The following is a 20,645-nucleotide window of genomic DNA, read 5'->3' on the forward strand; positions in this document are numbered from 1 at the left end:
CATCACACTACGCCCACACATCACTTCACGCCAGGTCAGGTTGAGCTGCGCACAAGCAGTTCCGCATCCGGGAAGTTTTGGAGCATCGTCTGAATGTCCACCCGCGACAGACAGCTCGCAGCGGTCGACAGGCCGTCTGCGAGTGTTGCCGTTGGGGCTGCTATGCTGATGACGCGATAGCCCGTCAGCGGCTGCCCGTTGCGCGCATCGATCAGATGACTTTGCCCATCGGGAAGGAGGGTCCCTCTGGAGGCAGATGTCGCAATGGCCCGATCGTTCAGGACATGCCGTGCAAGGAGGCGCCCGTTGGGGTCTGCCACGCCCACATGCCAACCCGCGCGCGATGCATCCGGACGGCCCAACGCACGCGTTTCGCCTGCATTGACTGCGACGTTTTTGAGCCCCTGACGTGCGAGCAGCCGTGTCACCTGATCAGTGATGTAGCCTTGCGCAATGCCATTCAGTGTCAGGCCCATGCCGGCCTGTGCGAGAATGATGCGACTGCCGTCCTGCGTGACGTCTGACAGCGAATGGCTGTGGCGCACCAAAGACGGGTCTTGCTCTGAGAAACGCGCCTGCAGGATCGGTTGGACGCTCGGGTCAAAGGCGCCTTGCGAGGCGGACCAAATCTGACGAGACAGGGAGAGGACTTCCAGCAATTCAAATTCAGGCGCGGCCAATGCGCCGTCCCGGTTGAGCCGGCTGAGGTCGGATCCCGGGTCATACAGGCTGAAGATGCGTTCCAGCCGTGTGATCTCATCGCTCACTTGAGCAAATACCTCGTCTGCCTCACTTTGAGGCAGCCCAGCGATTGAGATGGAAGAGGCCGCACCAAGCGCCGCGCCGGACCACCGCGCTGTTGGAGCCTGCGCGCGCGCGCGCGTGGACAACCCGGCAAGTGAAGCAGCAGCACTGATTTGGAGGAAGCGCCTGCGGGATTGGGTCATGAGCCTTGCTCCTCCTCGAGCACGTATTCCACCGGTGCCAAATAGGCGTCGGAGGGGACATCGGTCTTTTGGTAGATCTCACCTCCAAAGCTTTCCGCAAAGCTCTGAGCCGCGGATTGCGAGGCGAACGGAACGATTTCCGGCACGCCCATACCGCCCATGCGCTCGGAGCCCACAACGTACCAGGCCCCGCCTGACAGCATCCAGTTGTCCGCGCCGGGTGTGCTCCAGGGCACATCAGCCATATTACTTACGTAGACCGCCGCGATATAGCCGTCCTGCTCGGCACTGGCGAGATATGTGAATGCGTCACGGACCTGCGCAAAGAAGATCGGATCGGGAAAGCCATCGAGGAAAATCTGCGCCTTGGGGCCGGGGTGCTCGGCGATATTCATCATGCAATAATGCGCGATGGCGTCCTCAGTCATCGAGACAGGTTCGGGCAGGGTGGCGATCTCTTCCTTGCAAGCGCAAAGCACCACAAGGGCCAGACAAACAAGTTTCTGTTTCATTCGATCCTCCGACCAAAAGCGACACGGGCGATAGCCAGACCGATGAGAGGCCAGGCCAAAAGCGAGGTGAGGGCGACCCAACCGGGCAAGAGATCCGAGGCGGTATGAATGCCGGTGGCCAAAGCCTGGTCCGGGGAGGCGGTCACGGTGAAGAGACGCAGGGCATCCGCCGGGTTGGCGGCCAGCAGCCATGGGAACACCTCACGGCTGAACGTCCCGCCATTGTCCCAGACAACGACGACCAGCAGGATCAGATCGAACAGAACGACGAGGATCAGCCAGACAAACCCTGCCGCCCCCGCAGATGCCGCTACAGAGCGGCTCAGGGCCGAGATCACGTAGCCAAATGCCAGAAAGCTTGCGCCAAGCAGGATGGCGCCGCACATGAGGCGCGCCAGTGAGAGCAAGCTTTCGGGGCCAACTTCGCCCAACACGAAAGCCAAAGCGCCAGCTGATCCGAACCCGATGATCACGGCAATCGCCAGACCGGTCAGATGGGCCAGAAACTTCCCGATCAGCAATGTGCCGCGCGAGACAGGGTAGCTCAGCATGAGCGATAGCGCGCCACGCTCGGAGTCGCCCGAGATCGTCTCAAAGGCCATCAGCAGAGCGACGAGCGGCACGAGATAGACCGCGAGCGTCGTCATCGAGGCCACCGAAATGGTCAAGAGATCGACGCGCAACGCGCCGGAATTTGTTGTCCCGGCCAGGGTAAGTGCGAGAGCAAAGACGCTCAACAGGATCGTGGAGATCATCAGCCATCGGTTGCGCCGCAAGATGCGGAATTCCGTATCGGCCAGGGCTGCGACGGCGTTCATGTGCGTCCCCCCGTTGAATAGTAGCGGTAGAGATCTTCGAGAGACGGCGGCGTGATATCAACGTCGCGCACAGCGGATCCCAGGGCCGCGATTTCGCCCAGCCTGTCCATCTTTTGCGAAGCTTGGCAGTCAAACTCCACCCGGCTGCCATTGATCCGTTTGCCGCCAAAGCGATCGTGCAGCGGACCGGCATCAGCCTCAGCTGTCAGGCGAATGCGTGTGGGCAGGGCGGCTTGCGCGGTCAATTGCTCCAAAGGCGCATCGGCCACAAGCTGGCCTGCGCGCAAAATGGCAATCCGATCAGTGCGCGCTTCAATTTCCGTCAGAGCGTGGGACGCAATGATAACAGCAGCGCCCGTTGCGCTCAGATCATCGACAAGTGCGTAGAGATCCTGCCGGGCAATCGGATCGAGGCCGCTTGTGGGTTCATCCAACAGGGCCAGCATGGGCTGACCCAGAAAGACCTGAGCCATGCCGAGGCGCTGGCGCATGCCCTTGGAATAGGTGCGAATGCGCCGTCCGGCGGCATCGCTGAGCCCAACGCGCTCCAGAAGCGCGTCCGCCTGCGCGCGGGGCACATCGGCCAGCTTGGCAAAGAGGTACAGTTGCTCACGCCCGGTCAGGGACGGATGAAAGGCCACGGATTCCGGCAAGTAGGATACGGCCTTGCGCGCAGGCTTGCTGCCCGGCGAATGGCCCGCGATTGAAATTGATCCCGTCTCAAGAGGCAAAAGCCCCAGAATGGTCTTCATCAAGGTGGATTTGCCCGCGCCATTATGCCCGAGCAGCGCGAGACGTTCGCCAGCGCGCACGTCAAGTGAGATGTCCCGAATGCCGTTTTGCCCGCTGAACTGGCGGGTAATCTGCTCAATGGCAAGAACGTGGTTAGCCTTCATGCTGCTCTCCCCAACGTGGCGGCTCCAGCGTGATGGGAGACATCAGGGGCCGTGTGTCCATGACGCCACCTGCGGTCAGCGCGGGAAATTCCGATTGCGCCCATTGCACCAGCTGCACAGCGGGCGAGCCCAGCAGGAGCCGCGCCGCAGGTTGGCTCCAGAGCACCTGATCGATGCTGTCGTTCGGGCGATACGTTCCGTCCGCAATGCCATCTGCATTCAGATCAGTTGCCGCAAAGTCCGACCAGTAATTTCCAACGCCATCTTCTGCCCAGTCCAGCCATTTGGTCGAGACGTATTTGACCTGGGTGCGATTGCCGATGAAAGCATTGCCAGTGAGCTTGTTGCGCTCGGAGCCTGCGGTGAAATGCACGCCGATGCCACAGCGCTCGAACCGGTTGTTGGTGATCGTATTTTTGTGGGCATTGTAGACGAAGAGGCATTTGGTGGCGCCGTCTTTGACATAATTGTCGCGAACCTCTGAGCGGTTGGCGAAATTGAGCATCACGCCATGCTCCCGGTCCCCGATTGAGGCATTACCGATCACGCGCACATTACGCGAATACATGATGGCAAACCCTAGATGGTTGCCGATGGAGATATTACCCGACACCTCGCTGTCATTGGCATACATGTAGTGCACAGCAAATCGCAAATCGCGGAAGCGATTGTTTTTAAATAGGTTCCGCTTGGAGGTATTGACGAATATCCCGTCGCGCCCCCAACGGACATCATTGCCCACTACTTCTGTGCCTGCGGCGTTCCAGAGGTAAATCCCGTTGCCGCGCCGGTTCATGCGGTGGTCCTGCCGGCCTTCAATCACATTGCCTTCGACGCGTGCGTTTTGCGCGCCATGCACGTCGATGCCGTAGAGATTGCCTTGCAGAACAGTGTTCGTCACGCGCGCGCCCTTGGCCTTTTTGGTCAGGGTGATGCCTGCGTCCTTCGTCTCATGGCTGTCGCCAGAGCCGGTGATATGGAGTGCGTGCACATGCACGTTTGGCGCGGACACTGTCAACACGGAGCCTTCCCCATTGCCGATGATCGACACGCCCTCCTGCCCCTTGAGGGTCAGGGTCTTCTCGATAATCCCCGGGCCAGCATACTGGCCGGGTTGGAGCAGCAGAACCGAGCCCGGTTCTGCTGCGTCCAGGAGAGGCTGTAGCTGCGTGCCAGCCGCGGCCACAGGGCCGGACAGACACACAAGCAGACTTAATTTCAGCCACAGCCTCATTTCTCAGGTCGCCCGCGGCTCGACGAACATCCGGCCGCGCATCTCCATATGGAGCGCGTGGCAGAACCACTGGCAGTAGTACCAATGCACGCCGGGGCGATCTGCCGTGAAGGTGATGGACGCGGTCTGTTGCGGTCCGACCTCCATGGCGACGCCATGGTTGGACAGGCAGAAGCCGTGGGTCACATCGTCGATGTCATCAAGGTTGGTGACATAGATCGTGACCTCATCGCCCTGTTGCACTGTGAACTTCTCGAGGCTGAATTCCGGCGCGATGGAATACATGTAGACCCGCACCTTGTTGCCGTCCCGAATTGGTTCGGGATGACCATCCTCAAGATCAACACCATCCGCGGCCGCTTGTTGGCGCGCATCCTCCCACGAGGGGTCATCTCGGCTGTAGACGTTCACCGGATTCACCTTGGAGGCATGCACGATGATGCTGTCATGGGGTTCGGCAAATGTTGGGCCATCATGCACGACCTTCATCTCATCGCTGGAGATGTCGATGAGCTGCTCGTTCTCGGGCTTGAGTGGTCCGGTGTTGAGGAACCGGTCCTTGGAGAACTTGTTCATCGAAATCAGCCACTTGCCATCCGCTTCAGCGGTCTCGCCCATGGAGGTCGAATTGTGGCCCGGCTGATAATGCACATCGACCTTGGAGATGATCGGGTCCACATCGGCGCCGTTATAGGCCTCAATCGCCTTGTCCATGTTCCACTTGGCCACCTGCGAATCCAGGAACAGCGTGGTGAAGCAATTGCCCTTCCCGTCAAACGCGGTGTGAAGCGGACCAAGGCCCAACTCGGGCTCGGCGACAATGGCGGAGCGCGGGTCGGCATTGTCGGAGAACAGCGCATCGACTTTCGTTACATCGATGACGGAGACTGTCGGAGACAGTTTGCCATTGATCACGATGTGCTTTTTGTCCGGCGCTGCGTTGCACCCATGCGGGCTGTTGGGGATCGGGATGTAGCGCGTGAGCTGTGAATTGGCAGTCTTGCGCCCATCGAGCACCCGCACACCGTTGAGGATCTGGCCTTCTCCCGCAGCCACGGCTGCTTCAATCGCCGCAATGTTGAAGACGACGCAATGGTCCGTCTCATTTGCGGTCATCTCGGCAAGGTTCATGCCCATCTCGGAATTGTAGGATGTGGCAAAGGCATATTTGCCCTGATAATCCGCATCGCAGTTATCAAGGTTGCCCGACACGATCACCTGCCAGGCGACCTTCATCTCATCGCCGTCGATGGCGGTGAAGATGTTGACGTATTCCTCAGGCTTGTCGAGCACAGAGCCGTCATTCACGAGCGGCGCTTCGTGTTCGCCATTGGCGAAGACATAGCCTGTGCGGGGATATTTCTGCGGACGCATACCATGGATATCCGCGGCATTGGGGATCTCGATGATCTTGTCGCACTTCATGACATCGCAGCGGATCCGGGCCACGCGGGTGTTGGCCTTGTCATTGGCGAAGATGTAACGCCCGTCATAGGTCCCGTCGGTGAAGGACATGTGCGGGTGGTGCAAATCGCCGTTGTCGTAGGTTTTCATGCCGCGCTTGGCGAGCATTTCCTTCGTTTCGGGCAGGAGGCCTTCAGTGAGGACCTTGAGGCTCTCATTGGTCTGGCCCCAACCTGTAGCGGAGCAACGGTTGAAGACGGGGATCCGCATCAGCTCGCGCATGGACGGGAAGCCCAGAATCCGCACTTCGCCCGTCTGGCCGGAGGACCAGAAGCCGTAGTATTCGTCCAACTCACCCGGTGCGAGGTTGAAATGGCCCTCTGCCGCCCGCGCAGGCGTGGCGGAGCCCAGCCATGCGGTTCCCGTGGCGGCAGCAGTGGCACCCACGGCACCAGCGCTCATCAATTGCCGGCGGTTTAACCGCATCCGGGCTTTTTTCTCTTCTTCAGACATGTTCAGCCTCCTTTTTGAGGGTTCCGGGATGCGCTGCGAATGTCGCGAGCGGATCTCCCGAGGCGGCCACCTTGGCGCGCCGTTTCACTTGTTTGATGATGACCGGGCACTTGGCCTCGGATTGGTAGAGCACCTGGCAATGCATGCAGTTGATGCATTCATTGGGGTTGATCTCACCGGTGGGATGAATGGCCTCGACGGGGCACTCGTTGGCGCAGGTGTGGCAAGGGTTGCCGCACTCACGGTAGCGTTTGAGCCAGTCAAACATGCGGATGCGCGCGGGGATCGCGAGTGCGGCGCCGAGCGGGCACATGTAGCGGCAATAGAACCGCTCGATGAACAGCCCGGCGATGAGGATCGCCAAGGCGAAGACCACAAAGGGCCAGTCGCGCACGAATTTCAGTATGATGGCTGTCTTGAAAGGCTCGACCTCCGCCAATTGCTCCGCCTGGCCCAGCGAGCCCAGCGAGACGGCGAACAGCGTCAGGAAGATCATGTATTTCAGAGGCCAAAGCCGCTCATGCAGGCCCCAGGGCAGCTGCACCTGCGGGACGCGGGCGAAACGCGCCAGCTTGTTGGTCAATTCCTGCAACGCGCCAAAGGGGCAGAGCCAGCCACAATAGGCGCCACGCCCCCAGAAGAGCAGGGCGGCGGCAATGGCGAACCATTGGATGAAGACCAGCGGATCCAGCAGGAAGGCTTCCCAAGTAAATCCAGTCTTGAGCGATCCCGCCAATGCAAGGAGGTTGACCACCGAGAGTTGTGCATTGGTCATCCACCCCAGAAAGACGAGCGAGACCGTCAGGAAACCGATGCGGAACCAATAGAAGGCGCGCGCATTGCGCGTCACTTGCTTCTGGAAGAAGAACACGCCCGTGAGCGTCAGGAGCATCGCGCCAAGCACACCGATCTCGACCGTCTTGTCGCGCCAGATTCGCTGCCACAGCTCGGTCTTGGCTGTGGCCTCATCTTCCACGGCAGCGTGGACCACCGGCGCGGCTTTGATGAAGCGTGCGGGCAATTGGTAGCCCAGATCGAAGGTCAGAAAGGCTTTCTCGACAGGCCCGGTGGCGCGTTGCACCAGCAATTGCAGGCGCCAGGGCTCAGCCGGGTCAAACTCGGCATCCGCCGGGATCTTGAACAGATCAAGCTCCGTAAATGCCGGTGCGTCGGGGGCCGCGATCCGGCCCAGACGTTTGTGATCCCGGTCAAAGAACCGCAAGCCGCGATCGCCCTGAATGAGCTGAATGCGGTCGAAAATCCCGCCACGGACATAGCCTGAGCCTTTGAAGGAATAAGGGCCGCGTCCCACGACGAGAATGGCCTCCTCGCCCTCTTCCAACCAATCCTGAAGATTGGCGTATTCCGCATCGCCCAGCAGCGTCCGGCCAATCGTCGGCATGGAGACAAGGGCGGCGCTCATCTCGATAAAGGTGTCGCCGGGATCGCCTGGCTCAGGGCGCTCGGCGGCTTTGGGATCGCCCGATTGGGTAAAGGCCTGATTGACCTGCCCAATGTCGAGGGAGAGCTGCCTGATCGAGCCATCTCCCAGAAGGGTGAACCAATCGCTGACGCTTTCGTCGCTCCGGTCCACCTCGCGGCGCGGTGCGGCCACTTGCGCTTCCAGCCCGCCAAGCCCCAGCATCCGGGCTACCTTGATCCCGGCACGGACAAGGGAATCGTCGATGACCATGATCGTGACCGTGGCGCCCGAGATGATGTCGAGCTCATGGGCGGAGCCGCCCGAGGCCGCCTCGGCTTTGAGGTCCAGCCCGCGGTACCCTTCGGTGAGCGCTTTCACCTTCCGGTCAGGAATGCCAATAAGCACAATGGGCTCGGAGTGTTTGACGAGATATGCGGCTGTGAGCACCGCGTCGGCATCAATACCTGCAACCACATGGATGGGCTTGCCGGAATACCCCGTGGTGCCCACGAAATCTGAGGTCAGAAAAACATGCGCGACCGTGTCACCGCCTTTGAGCACGGGAGCGGTCTTGCTCTCGGGATCAATCGCGCCAAAACCGTCGGCATCCGCGACAAAGTCTTGCGCTGTAAGGTCTGGCAGGAATTTTGCGAGCGTATCAGCCTGCACTGAAGATGCCATCGCGCAAAACGCCATAAGGCACAGGCTCGCCAATATTTGAGTAGCAGCAAGTCTTCGCATGGGCCGTGTGTCCTCCGGCCCCGATTGTCAAAATCTGGCCGGAAACCACCTTGACTTTGGTTAGGTTTGACCACTGCTGGCGTTCACAAAAAAGCGCCGCGCGAGAGGCGCGACGCTTGGGTTTGTGTTGCGTTATGAGAGCCTTACTCAGCCGGCACGCCTACAGCCTCAGTGCTCTTGGGCGTGCGTTTCCACGCCATAGCCCCAATGACCAGAGCAGGCCATGCCACTACGGCAATCCACCAGCCATTGAGCCCGCCCGCTATCAGCGCGGTGCCAATCAGGCCCGCTTGCACGAGGTAGTAGCTCAGGGGCAGCAGGACTTTGCGGATGATCTCACCCTCGCGGTTGATCAGGCCCACGGTCGCGGAGGCTGCCACCACATTATGCACGCAGATCATATTGCCCGCAGCACCGCCCACAGCTTGCAAGGCCACAACGATGGCCGCACCAGCTGCACCCAGACCAATTTGATCAGCCGTTGAGAACTGGAAGAGCGAGAACATCATGTTGCTGATCGTGTTCGACCCGGCAACAAAGGCGCCCATGGCCCCGATTGTCGGTGCAAACAGTGACCAGCTTTCGCCCGCAGCCGCCGCAATGCTTTCGGCCAGAACGATGGGCATGCTCGCCATGCTTTCGGAAGCCGAATTCAGGAAGACCTTGACCATGGGCACGGCCAGCAAAAGTGCGGGCGCGGCCTTGATCATGGTCCGCACCGCGGCGCGGAACGCGTGGCTATAAGTCTTGATCGGCATCTTGTGCAACGGGATCGTGAGCAGCGAAGCTGCAATCAGGATCGAGCCTGGCAGGTAGAGCGGCGTGACTTTCACACCAATGCCCGAGCCAAAGAGATCACTCATGGCCAGCGTCACGGAAGGCGAGACAAGCAGAGCCTTGATCTCGGGGATCGTGCGCGTCAGCACCAGCAGCACCACGACGACACCGTAGGGCGCCCAGGCGCGCATGGTGTGCATCACACGGCCATGGATAGGGGGGTCTTCGTGCTGTTCCTGGTGGTGATCACCGCTCCAGTTGGCTTCCCATTCCGCGCGGGGTGGGAATTGGAAGTCATCTTTCGGCAGGAACCAGCCTTTGCGCGCGGCAGGCACAACAATCAGCAGAGCAATGATGCCACCCACGAGCGAGGGGAATTCCGGGCCCAGAAGGGCTGCGATGATGTAGTAGGGCACCGTAAAGGCAAAACCTGCAAAGAGCGCGAATTTCCAGGCGCGCAGACCTTCGCGGAAGGAGCGTTTTTCACCGAAGAAGCGTGTGAGCATGGCCACCATGAGAAGCGGGATCAGCACGCCGATCATCGCATGCACCATCGCAACATTTGTTGCGATATGCATCAAGTAGTCCATGAAGCCCATGGGTGCGATCGCGCCTTCGACCAGTGGTTGGTCAACAAGCCCGGTCTTTACACCAACCAGAATGGGCGTGCCCACAGCGCCGAAAGAGACCGGCGTCGATTGGATGATCAAGGCGATCATCACCGCGCCCATGGCAGGAAAACCCATAGCGACGAGAAGCGGAGCAGCAATGGCCGCGGGTGTCCCGAAACCGGATGCGCCTTCGATCAGCGCGCCAAAAAGCCATGCAATGATAATGGCTTGTACGCGACGGTCTGGCGAGATCCGGGCGAAGCCAAGCCGGATTGACCGGATGCCGCCGCTTTCTTCCAAGGTATAAAGCAGCAAGATCGCGCCAAACACGATGAATAGCAGGCTGACTGCGGTCACGACGCCATTCACAGACGCGCCGGCCACGACTTCGGGGGCTGTCCCCCACAAAAACAAGGCCGTCAAGGCCGTCACACCATAGGCGACAGCCATGGAAAACTTGGCGGAACGGGCCAGGACGACGAGTAGCAGAAACACCGTCGCAATTGGCAGCAACGCCAACAAAAAGCTGAGTACTGGGGACATATCTTCCTCCATCCCAAACGGGCTTGGGCGAACCTTGCCGCCCAGTTCACGATCCGGTGGCGTATCGCCTTGCCGGATCAATTCGGTTTCACCCTGTTTGCGGCTGATCACGTCCAGATCAGTCGGCGTGTCTGATGGTTTGTTGACCTGCGACACGCATGCCCGGTGAACTGCCGTGCACGTCCGGCTGCCGGGATCGTTCGTGTGAAATAGCCTCTGCAGTGCATGTGCCGGTCATCGCGGCACGAGTCTATTTGTGCGGAGCGGGATTTCACTTGGTATACAATGGTAAACTAAATTTACCTTTTGAGTCGATGCGTCAAAAGGCCTTGGCGAAAAACTGGAGATTTTGAGGATTTTGCTCTAGTGTGCACATCGCGAGATGTTCCTTATTTTAAAGGCTTTAATGCAATGTCGAGTGTGCGAGTTGTGTGTTCAGGTCTGATGTCGTTCACACGACATTCATCAGAAGTTGATCACAATGCACGCCGATTCTTGTTATGCGCGACTCATCCCGAGTGCGGAAAGACGTGGGCCTTTTGACACAAGCGAAACCTCCCCTTGATAAGACCAGCCCCGGTTCAACACGGGAGGTTGCCGATCAGATCGCCGCGCTCGATGTGGATGAATTCAAGGACACGCTGGAGCTGCGGGCGACGCTGGATTACATGGCGGTCAAGATGGCGGCGGACCAACGGAGCGACGCGGATTGCGACAAGCTCCGTGTCTGTGCTGTGTCGATTGAGGCCGTTTGTGGCGTGGTGGATATCGAGGCGGCAATTGCAAGCGAAGTTGCGCTCTATGCTGCCATCTACAGTGCCACCCAAAATGACATGTTGTGCCAGCTGGCCGATGGATTTGGGGAACGGATTCAGGAGAATATACGGCAAAACAGGCTGCGCCTGAACGGCTCGGAAGTCACACGGCGCATTTTGCGCGATCAGCAGGGTGATATTATCGATGCCATTCTGCGCAAGGATGGGGTTGCGGCGGGCGACGCGTTGCTATTGCATTTGGCATTTATCCGCGAAGCGCTTGTTGAACTGGAGGCGGTCGAGCTGCGCCTTGCTCAAATTCAGAAGAATCTGGACAACGCGAAGCTCTGCATGGACCCTGAAGGCGCGCCCAGCTAGCGGATCACAAAGACCGATTGGGTCGCATGCCGTGCAACGCGCGCCGCGTTGGGTCCAATGAGATAATCCTTGAGTTCGGGGCGATGGGCCCCCACGAAAATCCCGTCTGCATTCAAGGAATTCGCCATCTTGATGATCTGATCATAGACGGTGCCATGGGTGATATGCAGCTCTGTATCAATCGCTTCAGGGATCGCAGCCTTCGCCCAATCCGCGAGAGCGGTCCTGACTTTGGCAGTAACGTCCTTGGAGATTTGTTGATTGAGAGACGCCCCGACAATGGCCATGCCAGCATCCGGGATCACGTTGAGAATGTGGAGCTTGGCGTTCTCAGCCTTGGCCATTGTTGCCGCCGCATGCGCCGCACGCGCCCCGCCTTCAGGATCATTGATATCGACGGTCAGGAGAAGTGTCTTGAACATGTTTCGCCCTCCTTAGAAAGCAGGCTGCGTAGCGCGCCCACGCTGGATCAGGACAAGCCCCGCCAGCAGCAGCAGCGCAGGAATGAAGAAGAGTTCCTTCGGCATACGATCATTTTCTATCTCGACCTTCACGATCTCGACTGGAGAATCGCCGTAGTAGTCAAACTCCTGCCCCGATATGGGTTGAATGGCGTCGCTGCCGCCGAAGGGTTCGTCGATCAGAAGCTTGTCGCCCTCTTCCAGCACCAGCAATCCTTCCGCATCAAGCGTACCTGCGCCCGCAGAGGGCAAGACAATCGTCACGGGCCTTACTTTGGCGGTATCGAAATCAGGGCCCTGAACGGTAATGCGGACTTCTTTGCCTTCGGGGGTGGCTTCCATCAGCGCCAGGGCGGCGGGCCCTTGGGCGGTAGTGTAGCGCTCTGAGATCTGATCGAGGAAGAAGTCCGGTCGGAAGAGCATAAAGGCGATAAACAAGAGTGCCGCGCTCTCCCATTTTCGCGATTTCGATATGAAATAGCCTTGGGTTGCGGCGGCAAATAAGAGCATCGCAATCAGGGATATGAAGAAGACGAGGATGGCTTTCGCAAAGCCCACGTCAATCAACAGCAAATCCGTGTTGAAGATGAACAGGAAGGGCAGGAGCGCCGTGCGGATATCATAGGCGAAGCCCTGCACCCCGGTCTTGATCGGATCGCCGCGTGAGATGGCCGCCGCCGCATAGGCGGCAAGCCCGACCGGTGGCGTGTCATCCGCGAGGATCCCAAAATAAAAGACGAAAAGATGAACTGCAATGAGCGGGAAGATATACCCGGCTTGCGCACCAACGCTGAGAATTACGGGCGCCATCAGGGACGAAACAACGATGTAGTTCGCAGTCGTGGGCAGGCCCATCCCGAGGATCAGTGACATGACGGCAACGAGGATCAGCAGGATCCAGATATTGCCGCCTGCAACCAGCTCGACAACCTGTCCGATCACCTGATGCGCGCCGGTGAGGCTGATCGTGCCGACGATGATTCCGGCGGCCCCTGTGGCCACACCGATGCCGATCATGTTGCGCGCGCCAAGGATCAGCCCGTCAATGAAATCACGCCAGCCCTGGGTTGTGGCGGCACTGATCCCGCCACCGCGGAAGAAGGCTTTGAGGGGCCGGTGGGTCAAGGCGACGATGATCATAAAAATCGTGGCCCAGAAGGCCGACAGCGATGGAGACAGCCGATCGAGGTTGTCCGTCCGCACCATCAGGTTCCAGACCAGAATGAAGATCGGCAGCGAGAAATAGGCCCCCCCGATCAACGTGGGTGTAAGCCGGGGGGCTTCCAGAGGACCGTCGTTTTCGTCCATCGACACATCCGGATAGCGCGAGGCAAAGTAGACCAGAACAAGATAGAGCACGGCGACAATGACCAGAGCGCCATACACGCTCTCAGCCATGAACCCGTCGAGCAAGGCTCTGAGCAGGATCATCGCATAGGTGCACACGCCCAAGAAAATGAAGCCAGAGAGGAACAAGATCAGGATCAGCGCGGGGCCAATGTGACGCCCGGCCTTCTTGAGGCCCTGCATCTGCATTTTGAGCGCTTCAAGATGCACGATGTAGAGCAGCGCGATGTAGGAGATCACCGCGGGCAGAAACGCGTGTTTGACCACGTCGATATAGGGAATGTTGACGTATTCGACCATGAGAAAGGCCGCCGCGCCCATGACAGGCGGCGTCAGCTGACCGTTCGTGGATGAGGCAACCTCAACCGCGCCCGCTTTTTCCGCAGGAAAGCCGATGCGTTTCATCAAGGGGATGGTGAAGGTCCCCGTCGTCACCGTGTTGGAAATCGAGGAGCCTGAGATCATGCCGGTCAGCATGGATGACAGGACAGACGCCTTGGCCGGACCGCCCCGCAAAGCGCCCAACAGCGCGATGGCCACCTTGATGAACCAACCGCCACCCCCGGCCCGATCCAGCAATGCGCCGAAGAGCACGAAGAGGAAGATCATCGAGGTCGAGACTCCCAACGCCACACCAAAGACGCCTTCTGTCTGCATCCAATAGTGCCCAAGGGCCTTGGAGAGCGAGGCGCCGCCATAGTTTGTGATCTCTCGCGCCCATTCCGAGTAGCCGCCAAAGAAGGCAAAGGCCACGAATGTACTTGCAATGATGACAAGCGGCAGGCCGAGGGATCTGTAGACCGCGATCATCAGGACCATCATCCCGATCGATGACATCACAATGTCAGATGTGCTCCACAGGCCCGGCCTGTCCGCGATTTGAAACCGGAACACAACGAGATAGAGGCAAGAAGCCACGCCCAGGATGACCAGCGCCCAATCATAGGCGGGAATGCGATCCTTGGGCGACGTTTTGAACAGCGGAAATGCAAGCGTTGCCAGCATGATAGCGAAGGCGAGGTGCACGAAACGGGCTTGCGCCACGATATTGGCGAAGATGTTCATGCCGGTGGCTTGTGCGAGAACACCGGGCACCTTGGAGGCGATATAGAGCTGGAACAAAGACCAGACGATGCAGGTGCCGATGATGAGGTTGGCTTGCCATCTCGATGACGGGTTGCGCGCGCCGGTGTCGGCTTCTGCAACCATATCGTCGGCGGAACGCGCGTCGGTGTCTTGTGCCATTCTGGCCCCCTGTCCTTTTTCTCAAGGCTGCGTGTGAAGGCGGCCAGTGGCAAGCAAAATCTTACCGGATGCCTTGAAAGACCTGCGCTGCATCGGTTGAGCAGGCGCATTTTCCGGCATTGCATGACGCGTGATGGCATACTGGTCGATAGACGCTGACCTCGGGCTTTTTTCTTGCAACACGGGGGCCCAGGCCGCAGTGTTTTGACAAAAGCGAGGTGTGTCATGCGATTGCGCGGGGTGCGGGGGAGCCGCAATGTTGAAGACCGACGTGGCCAAAGGCGTCGGGGTGGTGGGATCCAGATCGGTGGACTGGGCCTCGTGGCGCTTCTGGCCATCGGGTATTTCACAGGCATTGATGTCACGCCTTTGTTGCAACAGCAGGGCGGGGGGCAGGTCAATGCGCCACAAGAGATCAGCGCCGAAGAGCAGCGCGCGGCAGAGTTCTCCTCGCGCGTTCTGGCGACGACTGAAGACGTTTGGTCCAAGGTCTTTCCGCAGCAAGTGGGCCAGCCCTACAGGCCACCCGTTCTTGTGCTCTATTCGGGGGTAACGCAATCGCCATGCGGTGGCGCGTCTGGCGCCACGGGGCCGTTTTACTGTCCCGCAGACAACAAGGCTTATCTCGACACGCAGTTTTTTGAGACGCTCTCGCGCGGGCTCGGGGCGCGCGGCGATTTTGCTGCGGCCTATGTCATCGCACACGAAGTTGCCCATCACGTGCAAAATGAGCTGGGCATCCTGCCGCGCGTTAATCAAATGCGCCAAAGGGTCAGCCGGGAGGAGAGCAATGCGCTCACCGTACGCCTTGAGTTGCAGGCAGATTGCCTCTCTGGCGTCTGGGCGCGGGCAGTGCAGGGGTTGTTGGAGCCGGGCGATCTCAGGGAAGCGCTCAATGCCGCGCGCATGATCGGCGATGATCACCTCCAGCGCCGCGCAGGCCGTGTGCCCCAGCCGCACACGTTCACGCATGGCACTTCTGATCAAAGAGAGCGCTGGTTTGAGCGCGGCTACAGCAGTGGTGACATGAACCGCTGTGACACGTTCGGCGCGCGCCAGCTGTAGGCGTTCCAAGTCCGCACAATGGAAGAAAGAAAGCCTCCGTTCTATGTGACAGGGGCTGAGGAAGTCACACGGATCGAAGGCTTCAGAGGACGGTGTCCGTCGTATCAGAGGTTATCTGGGTATTGCCTCTGCGTGTCCGTAAGATCGCATGTCCCGGGCTGCCATTCACAGGGAATAACCGCAGGCTATTCCCCGCAAGGCCGGGGCCTCAGGATTGCGTCAGCGTCATCAGGGGATGAGCCAAGCCAAACGTGCCCACGATCACCAGCGAGGCCGCCCAGGCGACATCAAGATTGAACCATGTCTTGCGCACGGCTTGCAGGCCAAACTTGATGTAGATGGCAACGGCAAGCATGCCGCCGGCAAGCGTCATCGCCAATGTGTGCACAATTGCAACGCTCAGAGCCGTGATAACGGAATTGCCCATCAGAGCCTGTGCCGCCGCATGCCCAGTGTCCTCAACACCGCAGAGGCCCAGATAAATCGGCACAAGCATCAAGCCTGCCCCATGGGCCAGCGCTGCGAGGAAGGACCAGAGTGCCAGTTTCGTGGGTGGCACGCGGGCAAGAAACCGGGGGTGTCGTCTGTTGATCATGAGGTAAATGCCCATGGCCACGACGATGAGCCCTGCGCCCACGCGAATGTGGGCCTCGAAATCGACGAGGAAGGCCACGATCGAGAAGGGCAGAAGGATCGCCATCATGGCGAAGAAGTGCCCGGCGGCCAAGGCAACGAGCGCTTTGGGCAGGGCTTTTCCGCGTCCTTCCATCAGCGCTGAAGATACGGCAAGTGGCCATCCCATGCCCGGGTTCACGCCGTGGTAAAACCCCGAGAGAATGACGGCCCACCACAGGGCCGTCACTGTCAGATCTTCGATCCCCATCAGACGTTGGGGTAGCAGAAGCTGTCAGTGGAGCAATCGCCCCCTTCCAGCCGGATCTGGTGGCTGCGATAGCCTTTGGGAAAGTCGATGTAGAAGTTCGGATCCAGCTCCAGACCGCCGTTTTCTCCAACATTTGCCATGACCATCTGGCCCCCTTCGTCATTGGGGTAGAACTGTTCATCCCATGTGGAATAGAGCGAGTTTGTCCAATAGACGCGTTTGCCGTCGCGGCTGACCTCGACCATCTGCGGCCCGTAGACATGGGGTTTGCCATTGGGATGGGGCGTGCCGCGGGCGATGCCGCCCGCTTCGACCTTGCCCACGAGCTTGGGGTTCCACGGGTCGGAGACGTCATATTGGTGCATCTCGCCCAAGCCCCAACAAGACACGTAGAGGAAGCGGTCATCGAGGCTGAGGTCGATATCCGTGACCAGCGGCGGCACGGCGGCAAAGCCTTGCAGCAGGGGCGGCAAGTTCTCGGGGTCCTCGGGGCGTGGGTCGATGGTGATGACTTTCTTGGCTTGCCACGTACCGTCGTCGCCCTTCCACCACGTGAAGATCGCGCCTTGCAGGTTGGTTGTGTCCACCACGACGCCGCAAAAACCGTAGGACTTCTTGGGATCATGGGCGGGCCTGATCTCCAAGGCCATCTGATGGTTTTCGCCCAGATCGATGGTCTGGACATTCTTGCGCTTGCGCAGGTCCCAGAAATGGATCGAGTGGCCGTATTTGTTGCTGAGCAGGTCTTCTGCCACGACGCCGTTTTCAAACTGCGGCGGCAGGCCCCATTCGGAGGAGACCATGTAATCCTGCGGCAGATTCCACCAGAAATCGTAGTGCTTGTCCTGGGGGCCGCGATCCATCTCGTACTGACCGATGATCTCGAAAGTTTCGCAATCCATGATGAAGATGCCGGGTGGGCCGTCGGTCCCGTCCTCGCCGCCGCCGCCGAGTGTGGAGACATAGATGCCTTCGGGGCCGCAATGGATCGTATGCGGGCGGGAATAGCCGGTCTTGGCAAAGACCTCCTCTGGCTCGATGATCTTGTGAATTTTCGCCTCTAGGGGCTCTTTCACATCGATGACATAGATCCGGCTGGAGCGGATGCCCGGCACAATCAGATAGCGGCGCTCCAGAAAGGCATGGCCTGTCAGTGGGCTGAGCGACGATGAGCACGCGTTCCATCCAAAGTGATGAAATTCATCGCCCTTATAGGGCATGATCACTTGATGGACGATCTGGCCATAGGTCTCCGAGTTCGGGTTCAGATCGACAACCGCAAGCCCGTCGGGCTGTGATCCATCCGGGCTTAGCATCACGGTGAAACCGAAGTTTTCAACGGGCGCCTGCATGGCGAGCTGAGCTGTCGGGTGAAATGTCGGATCGGGTCTTAAGTTCATTCGGTCGTCCTCCCGTTGACCATAAAAAAGAAGGACGGCAGTGCTCGTTGTGCGGCGTTGCGCATCCTTCGCAACACCAGCGTGTTGTGATTCCCGCATTCGATCAACGAAATTCTCGAAAATCCGCAAAATGGAGAACGCGTGTTCTCCCGGGTGGTGCTGGAGGTGTGTGAAGGTGAGAGGTTGGACAACGACCCAAGCGGGGCTCGTTACGGCTGCTTCCTTCCGGACCTGACCGGGTTGGCGAGGCGCTCGCCCGCGCCAACCTCTCACGCGCTACTTAGTCAACTCGCCGCTTGCTTGCAAGACGCCAGGTGTCATGCCAAGCCTGCGGTTAAAGAAATGACGAGGCAGATCATGCGACACGCAGAAACCGTGACATTCGGAGGATCCGGCCTGGATCGGGCCGCGCAGTTGCGCAGCGACGTCGCAGCTGTGGCTGCGAATCCAACCAGCGTGACGATCCTCTTGTGGCGCGGCAAGCCATTGATCTGTCACGACGCGCTCGTTCGGCTCACCATGGATCATCCTGTCCTCGCGGAGGCAGGCGCACCGATCTTGCTGGGATGCGACGACACTGGCGCGATCTTGGCCCATGAGCTGGCCCATTGGGTACCAGAGGAGCTCGACGAAGCGCAGCTCAACCAGTTTCTGGACCCGACGCTGCAGGTCCATCCTGACCTCCCGGAGGATCATGTCTTCGCCGAATTGCGCAGCATCATGACCCAGCTGACCCCCCGCGATGCCGAGCTGGCCGCTACCGCCAAGGCTATCTTCGGCTGGCACGAGAGCCACAGGTTTTGCGCCAAGTGTGGCGCGGCGTCGGACATGATCATGGCGGGTTGGGAGCGGCAATGCCCAGTCTGTTCCGCCAAACACTTTCCGCGCACGGACCCTGTCGTCATCATGTTGATCACTCATGGCAACGCGGTCCTGATGGGGCGTTCGCCGGGCTGGCCTGATGGCATGTATTCGCTGCTGGCGGGTTTCGTGGAGCCTGGCGAAACGCTGGAGGCCGCAGTGCGTCGCGAAACGTTTGAGGAGACAGGCGTTGAGGTGGGTGCCGTGTCGTATCTTGCATCACAACCCTGGCCCTTCCCGGCGTCTTTGATGTTTGGGTGCCGGGGCGAGGCCGCCAGTCGTGCGATCAAGATCGATCCCAACGAGATCGAAGATGCGTTTTGGGTCTCGCGGGAGGAAATGGCGGAGGCTTTCGCAGGCACACATCCCAAACTCAAGCCGGCGCGAAAAGGTGCAATTGCGCATTTTCTCTTGCGCAACTGGCTTGCAGACACCCTTGATTGACGCGAAGGTGCCCCCAATTACCACGCATGGTTGAGCAGGGAAGCAGGCGATGGAATTCACCACCAAGGAAGATATCAACGCGACGATCGACGAGGTTTTCGCGGTGCTCTCTGATGTGGACGCTATCGAAAAGAGAGCCTTGAGGCGCGGGATCGAAGTGCGGCGCACCACGGCGCATGTAACGCCCACGCCGGGCATGGGATGGCAAGCGGTGTTTCAGTTTCGCGGGCGCAAGCGCACCTCCGATATCACGCTTGTGGAATACGATGCGCCTCAGCGTATGGTGTTTGAATCCGTGACCGGGGGCCTTGCCACGCGCTTTTCTGTCGATTTGGTTCAGATGTCCAAAGCGCACACACGGGTGACAACCAATGCCATGCTGAAAGCCAATACATTGTCCGCGCGATTGCTCGTGCAGTCCATGAAACTGGCCAAAAGCAAGATCAATCGAAAGTTCGCGGTCAGGATGACCCAATTCGCCCGCGATATTGAAGAGCGCGCCGCGCGATTGGCCTGAAACACCTGCGTGAGGGTGCTTGTTGTCGCGCGCGGATGCGCTAGGCTAACGAGCATGATGAAAAACGTTCTTGCTGCCCTTCTGATGCTGGCCGCGCCCGCCTCAGCCCATGAATTCTGGATCGAACCGCATGACTTTCAGGTGCCCGGCGGTGCGCCGGTGGTCGCTGACGTGCGTGTGGGTGAGGCTTTCGGCGGATCCGCGTTTACGTTCAATCCCCGCAACTTCCGACGGTTTGACCTTGTCATGGGGCCAAATGCCATGCCGGTGGAAGGGCGGATAGGAGACAGGCCTGCCCTGTCCATGCCTGCGCCGTCAGATGGTCTAGCCGTGATCGTTCATGAAACGAGCGATATGTACATCAAGTATTCCATGGAAGGTCAGTTCGAGAATTTTCTGACGCACAAGGATTGGTTGCCCTTGCTGGATGTGCACAAATCGCGTGGTTTGCCGGAGATTGGATTTGTCGAGCGCTATTCCCGTTACGGAAAGAGCCTTGTTGCCGTCGGTGACGGCGCAGGCGCGGATCGTGTCGTCGGGTTGACGACAGAGATCGTCGCACTGGCCAACCCCTATACCGAGGACCTCTCGGAAATGCCGGTGCAGGTCTTTTATGAGGACGCGCCGCGACCGGAGGCTCAGGTCGAGCTTTTTGAGAAAGCGCCGGATGGCGAAGTCGCCGTCACCTATCATCGCACCGATGCTGATGGGATTGCGCGCTTGCCTGTCAAAGCGGGCCATGCCTATCTTGTCGACGCCGTGGTCATCCGGGAGATGAAGGCTTTGGAAGAGGACGATCCTGTCTGGGAATCCCTCTGGGCCTCGCTGACATTTGCCCTGCCTTGAGCCGGGGCCAGGATTTGCACCAGG

The 20,645-nt window shown here is 59.3% G+C and carries 17 protein-coding genes and 1 other RNA gene; 5 read left to right on the forward strand and 13 right to left on the reverse strand.

Translation table 11 applies throughout. The annotated features are described in order from the left end of the window. Positions 1-35 precede the first annotated feature (35 nt). The 8 genes from ACP15S_RS15160 to ACP15S_RS15195 form a co-directional block, all read right to left on the reverse strand. Positions 36-947: an FAD:protein FMN transferase gene (locus ACP15S_RS15160; RefSeq protein WP_425040480.1), complete on the reverse strand. Its 912-nt coding sequence runs from the start codon at positions 945-947 to the stop codon at positions 36-38. Next, positions 944-1,459 (reverse strand): nitrous oxide reductase accessory protein NosL, encoded by a 516-nt coding sequence (locus tag ACP15S_RS15165; RefSeq protein ID WP_425040481.1) that lies wholly within the window; start codon positions 1,457-1,459, stop codon positions 944-946. The genes ACP15S_RS15160 and ACP15S_RS15165 overlap by 4 nt, the downstream gene beginning before the upstream one ends. After that, positions 1,456-2,277, reverse strand: coding sequence for an ABC transporter permease (locus ACP15S_RS15170; protein WP_425040482.1), 822 nt, complete (start codon positions 2,275-2,277; stop codon positions 1,456-1,458). Before ACP15S_RS15170 ends, ACP15S_RS15165 begins: the two co-directional genes overlap by 4 nt. Continuing rightward, positions 2,274-3,173 (reverse strand): ABC transporter ATP-binding protein, encoded by a 900-nt coding sequence (locus tag ACP15S_RS15175; protein ID WP_425040483.1) that lies wholly within the window; start codon positions 3,171-3,173, stop codon positions 2,274-2,276. Before ACP15S_RS15175 ends, ACP15S_RS15170 begins: the two co-directional genes overlap by 4 nt. Next, positions 3,163-4,407, reverse strand: coding sequence for a nitrous oxide reductase family maturation protein NosD (locus tag ACP15S_RS15180; RefSeq protein ID WP_425040484.1), 1,245 nt, complete (start codon positions 4,405-4,407; stop codon positions 3,163-3,165). The genes ACP15S_RS15175 and ACP15S_RS15180 overlap by 11 nt, the downstream gene beginning before the upstream one ends. 3 nt (positions 4,408-4,410) lie before the next feature. Continuing rightward, positions 4,411-6,324, reverse strand: coding sequence for a TAT-dependent nitrous-oxide reductase (gene nosZ, locus ACP15S_RS15185; protein ID WP_425040485.1), 1,914 nt, complete (start codon positions 6,322-6,324; stop codon positions 4,411-4,413). Next, on the reverse strand, positions 6,317-8,428 hold the full coding sequence (locus tag ACP15S_RS15190) for a 4Fe-4S binding protein (RefSeq protein ID WP_425040486.1): 2,112 nt from the start codon (positions 8,426-8,428) through the stop codon (positions 6,317-6,319). The genes nosZ and ACP15S_RS15190 overlap by 8 nt, the downstream gene beginning before the upstream one ends. A gap of 203 nt (positions 8,429-8,631) precedes the next feature. After that, positions 8,632-10,419, reverse strand: coding sequence for an L-lactate permease (locus ACP15S_RS15195; protein WP_425040487.1), 1,788 nt, complete (start codon positions 10,417-10,419; stop codon positions 8,632-8,634). Positions 10,420-10,949: 530 nt separating this feature from the next. On the opposite strand from ACP15S_RS15195, the gene ACP15S_RS15200 reads away from it, so the two are divergent. Beyond that, positions 10,950-11,552, forward strand: coding sequence for a FadR/GntR family transcriptional regulator (locus tag ACP15S_RS15200; RefSeq protein ID WP_425040488.1), 603 nt, complete (start codon positions 10,950-10,952; stop codon positions 11,550-11,552). On the opposite strand, the gene ACP15S_RS15205 is transcribed toward ACP15S_RS15200, so the two are convergent. Beyond that, the gene (locus ACP15S_RS15205) at positions 11,549-11,974 is read right to left on the reverse strand and encodes a universal stress protein (protein WP_425040489.1); all 426 of its coding nucleotides are present in this window, start codon (positions 11,972-11,974) and stop codon (positions 11,549-11,551) included. The genes ACP15S_RS15200 and ACP15S_RS15205 overlap by 4 nt on opposite strands. Before the next feature lie 12 nt (positions 11,975-11,986). Beyond that, complete coding sequence (locus ACP15S_RS15210) at positions 11,987-14,605, reverse strand: TRAP transporter permease (RefSeq protein WP_425040490.1); 2,619 nt, start codon at positions 14,603-14,605, stop codon at positions 11,987-11,989. Positions 14,606-14,830: 225 nt separating this feature from the next. Between ACP15S_RS15210 and ypfJ the strand changes: the two genes are divergently transcribed. After that, a complete protein-coding gene (ypfJ, locus tag ACP15S_RS15215; protein WP_425040491.1) occupies positions 14,831-15,670 on the forward strand; it encodes a KPN_02809 family neutral zinc metallopeptidase in 840 nt (279 codons plus the stop codon). Between the two features lie 208 nt (positions 15,671-15,878). Here the strand turns inward: ypfJ and ACP15S_RS15220 are convergent, their stop codons facing one another. The 3 genes from ACP15S_RS15220 to ffs form a co-directional block, all read right to left on the reverse strand. Then, complete coding sequence (locus ACP15S_RS15220) at positions 15,879-16,553, reverse strand: hypothetical protein (protein WP_425040492.1); 675 nt, start codon at positions 16,551-16,553, stop codon at positions 15,879-15,881. Then, positions 16,553-17,953 (reverse strand): selenium-binding protein SBP56-related protein, encoded by a 1,401-nt coding sequence (locus ACP15S_RS15225; RefSeq protein WP_425040493.1) that lies wholly within the window; start codon positions 17,951-17,953, stop codon positions 16,553-16,555. The genes ACP15S_RS15220 and ACP15S_RS15225 overlap by 1 nt, the downstream gene beginning before the upstream one ends. A gap of 173 nt (positions 17,954-18,126) precedes the next feature. Further along, positions 18,127-18,225, reverse strand: an RNA gene (gene ffs / locus ACP15S_RS15230) — signal recognition particle sRNA small type. Positions 18,226-18,310: 85 nt separating this feature from the next. Here ffs and nudC point away from each other — a divergent pair. Genes nudC through ACP15S_RS15245 form a run of 3 tightly spaced genes read left to right on the forward strand, consistent with a single transcriptional unit; the run spans position 18,311 to position 20,621 of the window. Beyond that, positions 18,311-19,258, forward strand: a complete 948-nt coding sequence (gene nudC, locus ACP15S_RS15235; protein WP_425040494.1) for an NAD(+) diphosphatase — start codon at positions 18,311-18,313, stop codon at positions 19,256-19,258. A 49-nt stretch (positions 19,259-19,307) separates the two neighbouring features. Beyond that, positions 19,308-19,775 (forward strand): SRPBCC family protein, encoded by a 468-nt coding sequence (locus tag ACP15S_RS15240; RefSeq protein ID WP_425040495.1) that lies wholly within the window; start codon positions 19,308-19,310, stop codon positions 19,773-19,775. A gap of 54 nt (positions 19,776-19,829) precedes the next feature. Further along, the gene (locus ACP15S_RS15245; protein WP_425040496.1) at positions 19,830-20,621 is read left to right on the forward strand and encodes a DUF4198 domain-containing protein; all 792 of its coding nucleotides are present in this window, start codon (positions 19,830-19,832) and stop codon (positions 20,619-20,621) included. Positions 20,622-20,645 lie beyond the last annotated feature (24 nt).

The sequence above is a fragment of the Primorskyibacter sp. S187A genome, assembly GCF_049800955.1.
Classification (GTDB): Bacteria; Pseudomonadota; Alphaproteobacteria; order Rhodobacterales; family Rhodobacteraceae; genus JAKVBH01.

Excerpts from the sequence above, each read along its gene's own strand:
- ACP15S_RS15170 (WP_425040482.1), bottom strand. The coding sequence starts at position 2,277 with ATGAACGCCGTCGCAGCCCTGGCCGATACGGAATTCCGCATCTTGCGG.
- ACP15S_RS15180 (WP_425040484.1), bottom strand. The coding sequence starts at position 4,407 with ATGAGGCTGTGGCTGAAATTAAGTCTGCTTGTGTGTCTGTCCGGCCCT.
- ACP15S_RS15195 (WP_425040487.1), bottom strand. The coding sequence starts at position 10,419 with ATGTCCCCAGTACTCAGCTTTTTGTTGGCGTTGCTGCCAATTGCGACG.
- ACP15S_RS15160 (WP_425040480.1), bottom strand. The coding sequence starts at position 947 with ATGACCCAATCCCGCAGGCGCTTCCTCCAAATCAGTGCTGCTGCTTCA.
- ACP15S_RS15175 (WP_425040483.1), bottom strand. The coding sequence starts at position 3,173 with ATGAAGGCTAACCACGTTCTTGCCATTGAGCAGATTACCCGCCAGTTC.
- ypfJ (WP_425040491.1), top strand. The coding sequence starts at position 14,831 with ATGCGATTGCGCGGGGTGCGGGGGAGCCGCAATGTTGAAGACCGACGT.
- ACP15S_RS15210 (WP_425040490.1), bottom strand. The coding sequence starts at position 14,605 with ATGGCACAAGACACCGACGCGCGTTCCGCCGACGATATGGTTGCAGAA.
- ACP15S_RS15220 (WP_425040492.1), bottom strand. The coding sequence starts at position 16,553 with ATGGGGATCGAAGATCTGACAGTGACGGCCCTGTGGTGGGCCGTCATT.
- nosZ (WP_425040485.1), bottom strand. The coding sequence starts at position 6,324 with ATGTCTGAAGAAGAGAAAAAAGCCCGGATGCGGTTAAACCGCCGGCAA.
- ACP15S_RS15240 (WP_425040495.1), top strand. The coding sequence starts at position 19,308 with ATGGAATTCACCACCAAGGAAGATATCAACGCGACGATCGACGAGGTT.
- ACP15S_RS15245 (WP_425040496.1), top strand. The coding sequence starts at position 19,830 with ATGATGAAAAACGTTCTTGCTGCCCTTCTGATGCTGGCCGCGCCCGCC.
- ACP15S_RS15190 (WP_425040486.1), bottom strand. The coding sequence starts at position 8,428 with ATGGCATCTTCAGTGCAGGCTGATACGCTCGCAAAATTCCTGCCAGAC.
- ACP15S_RS15225 (WP_425040493.1), bottom strand. The coding sequence starts at position 17,953 with ATGAACTTAAGACCCGATCCGACATTTCACCCGACAGCTCAGCTCGCC.
- ACP15S_RS15205 (WP_425040489.1), bottom strand. The coding sequence starts at position 11,974 with ATGTTCAAGACACTTCTCCTGACCGTCGATATCAATGATCCTGAAGGC.
- nudC (WP_425040494.1), top strand. The coding sequence starts at position 18,311 with ATGCGACACGCAGAAACCGTGACATTCGGAGGATCCGGCCTGGATCGG.
- ACP15S_RS15165 (WP_425040481.1), bottom strand. The coding sequence starts at position 1,459 with ATGAAACAGAAACTTGTTTGTCTGGCCCTTGTGGTGCTTTGCGCTTGC.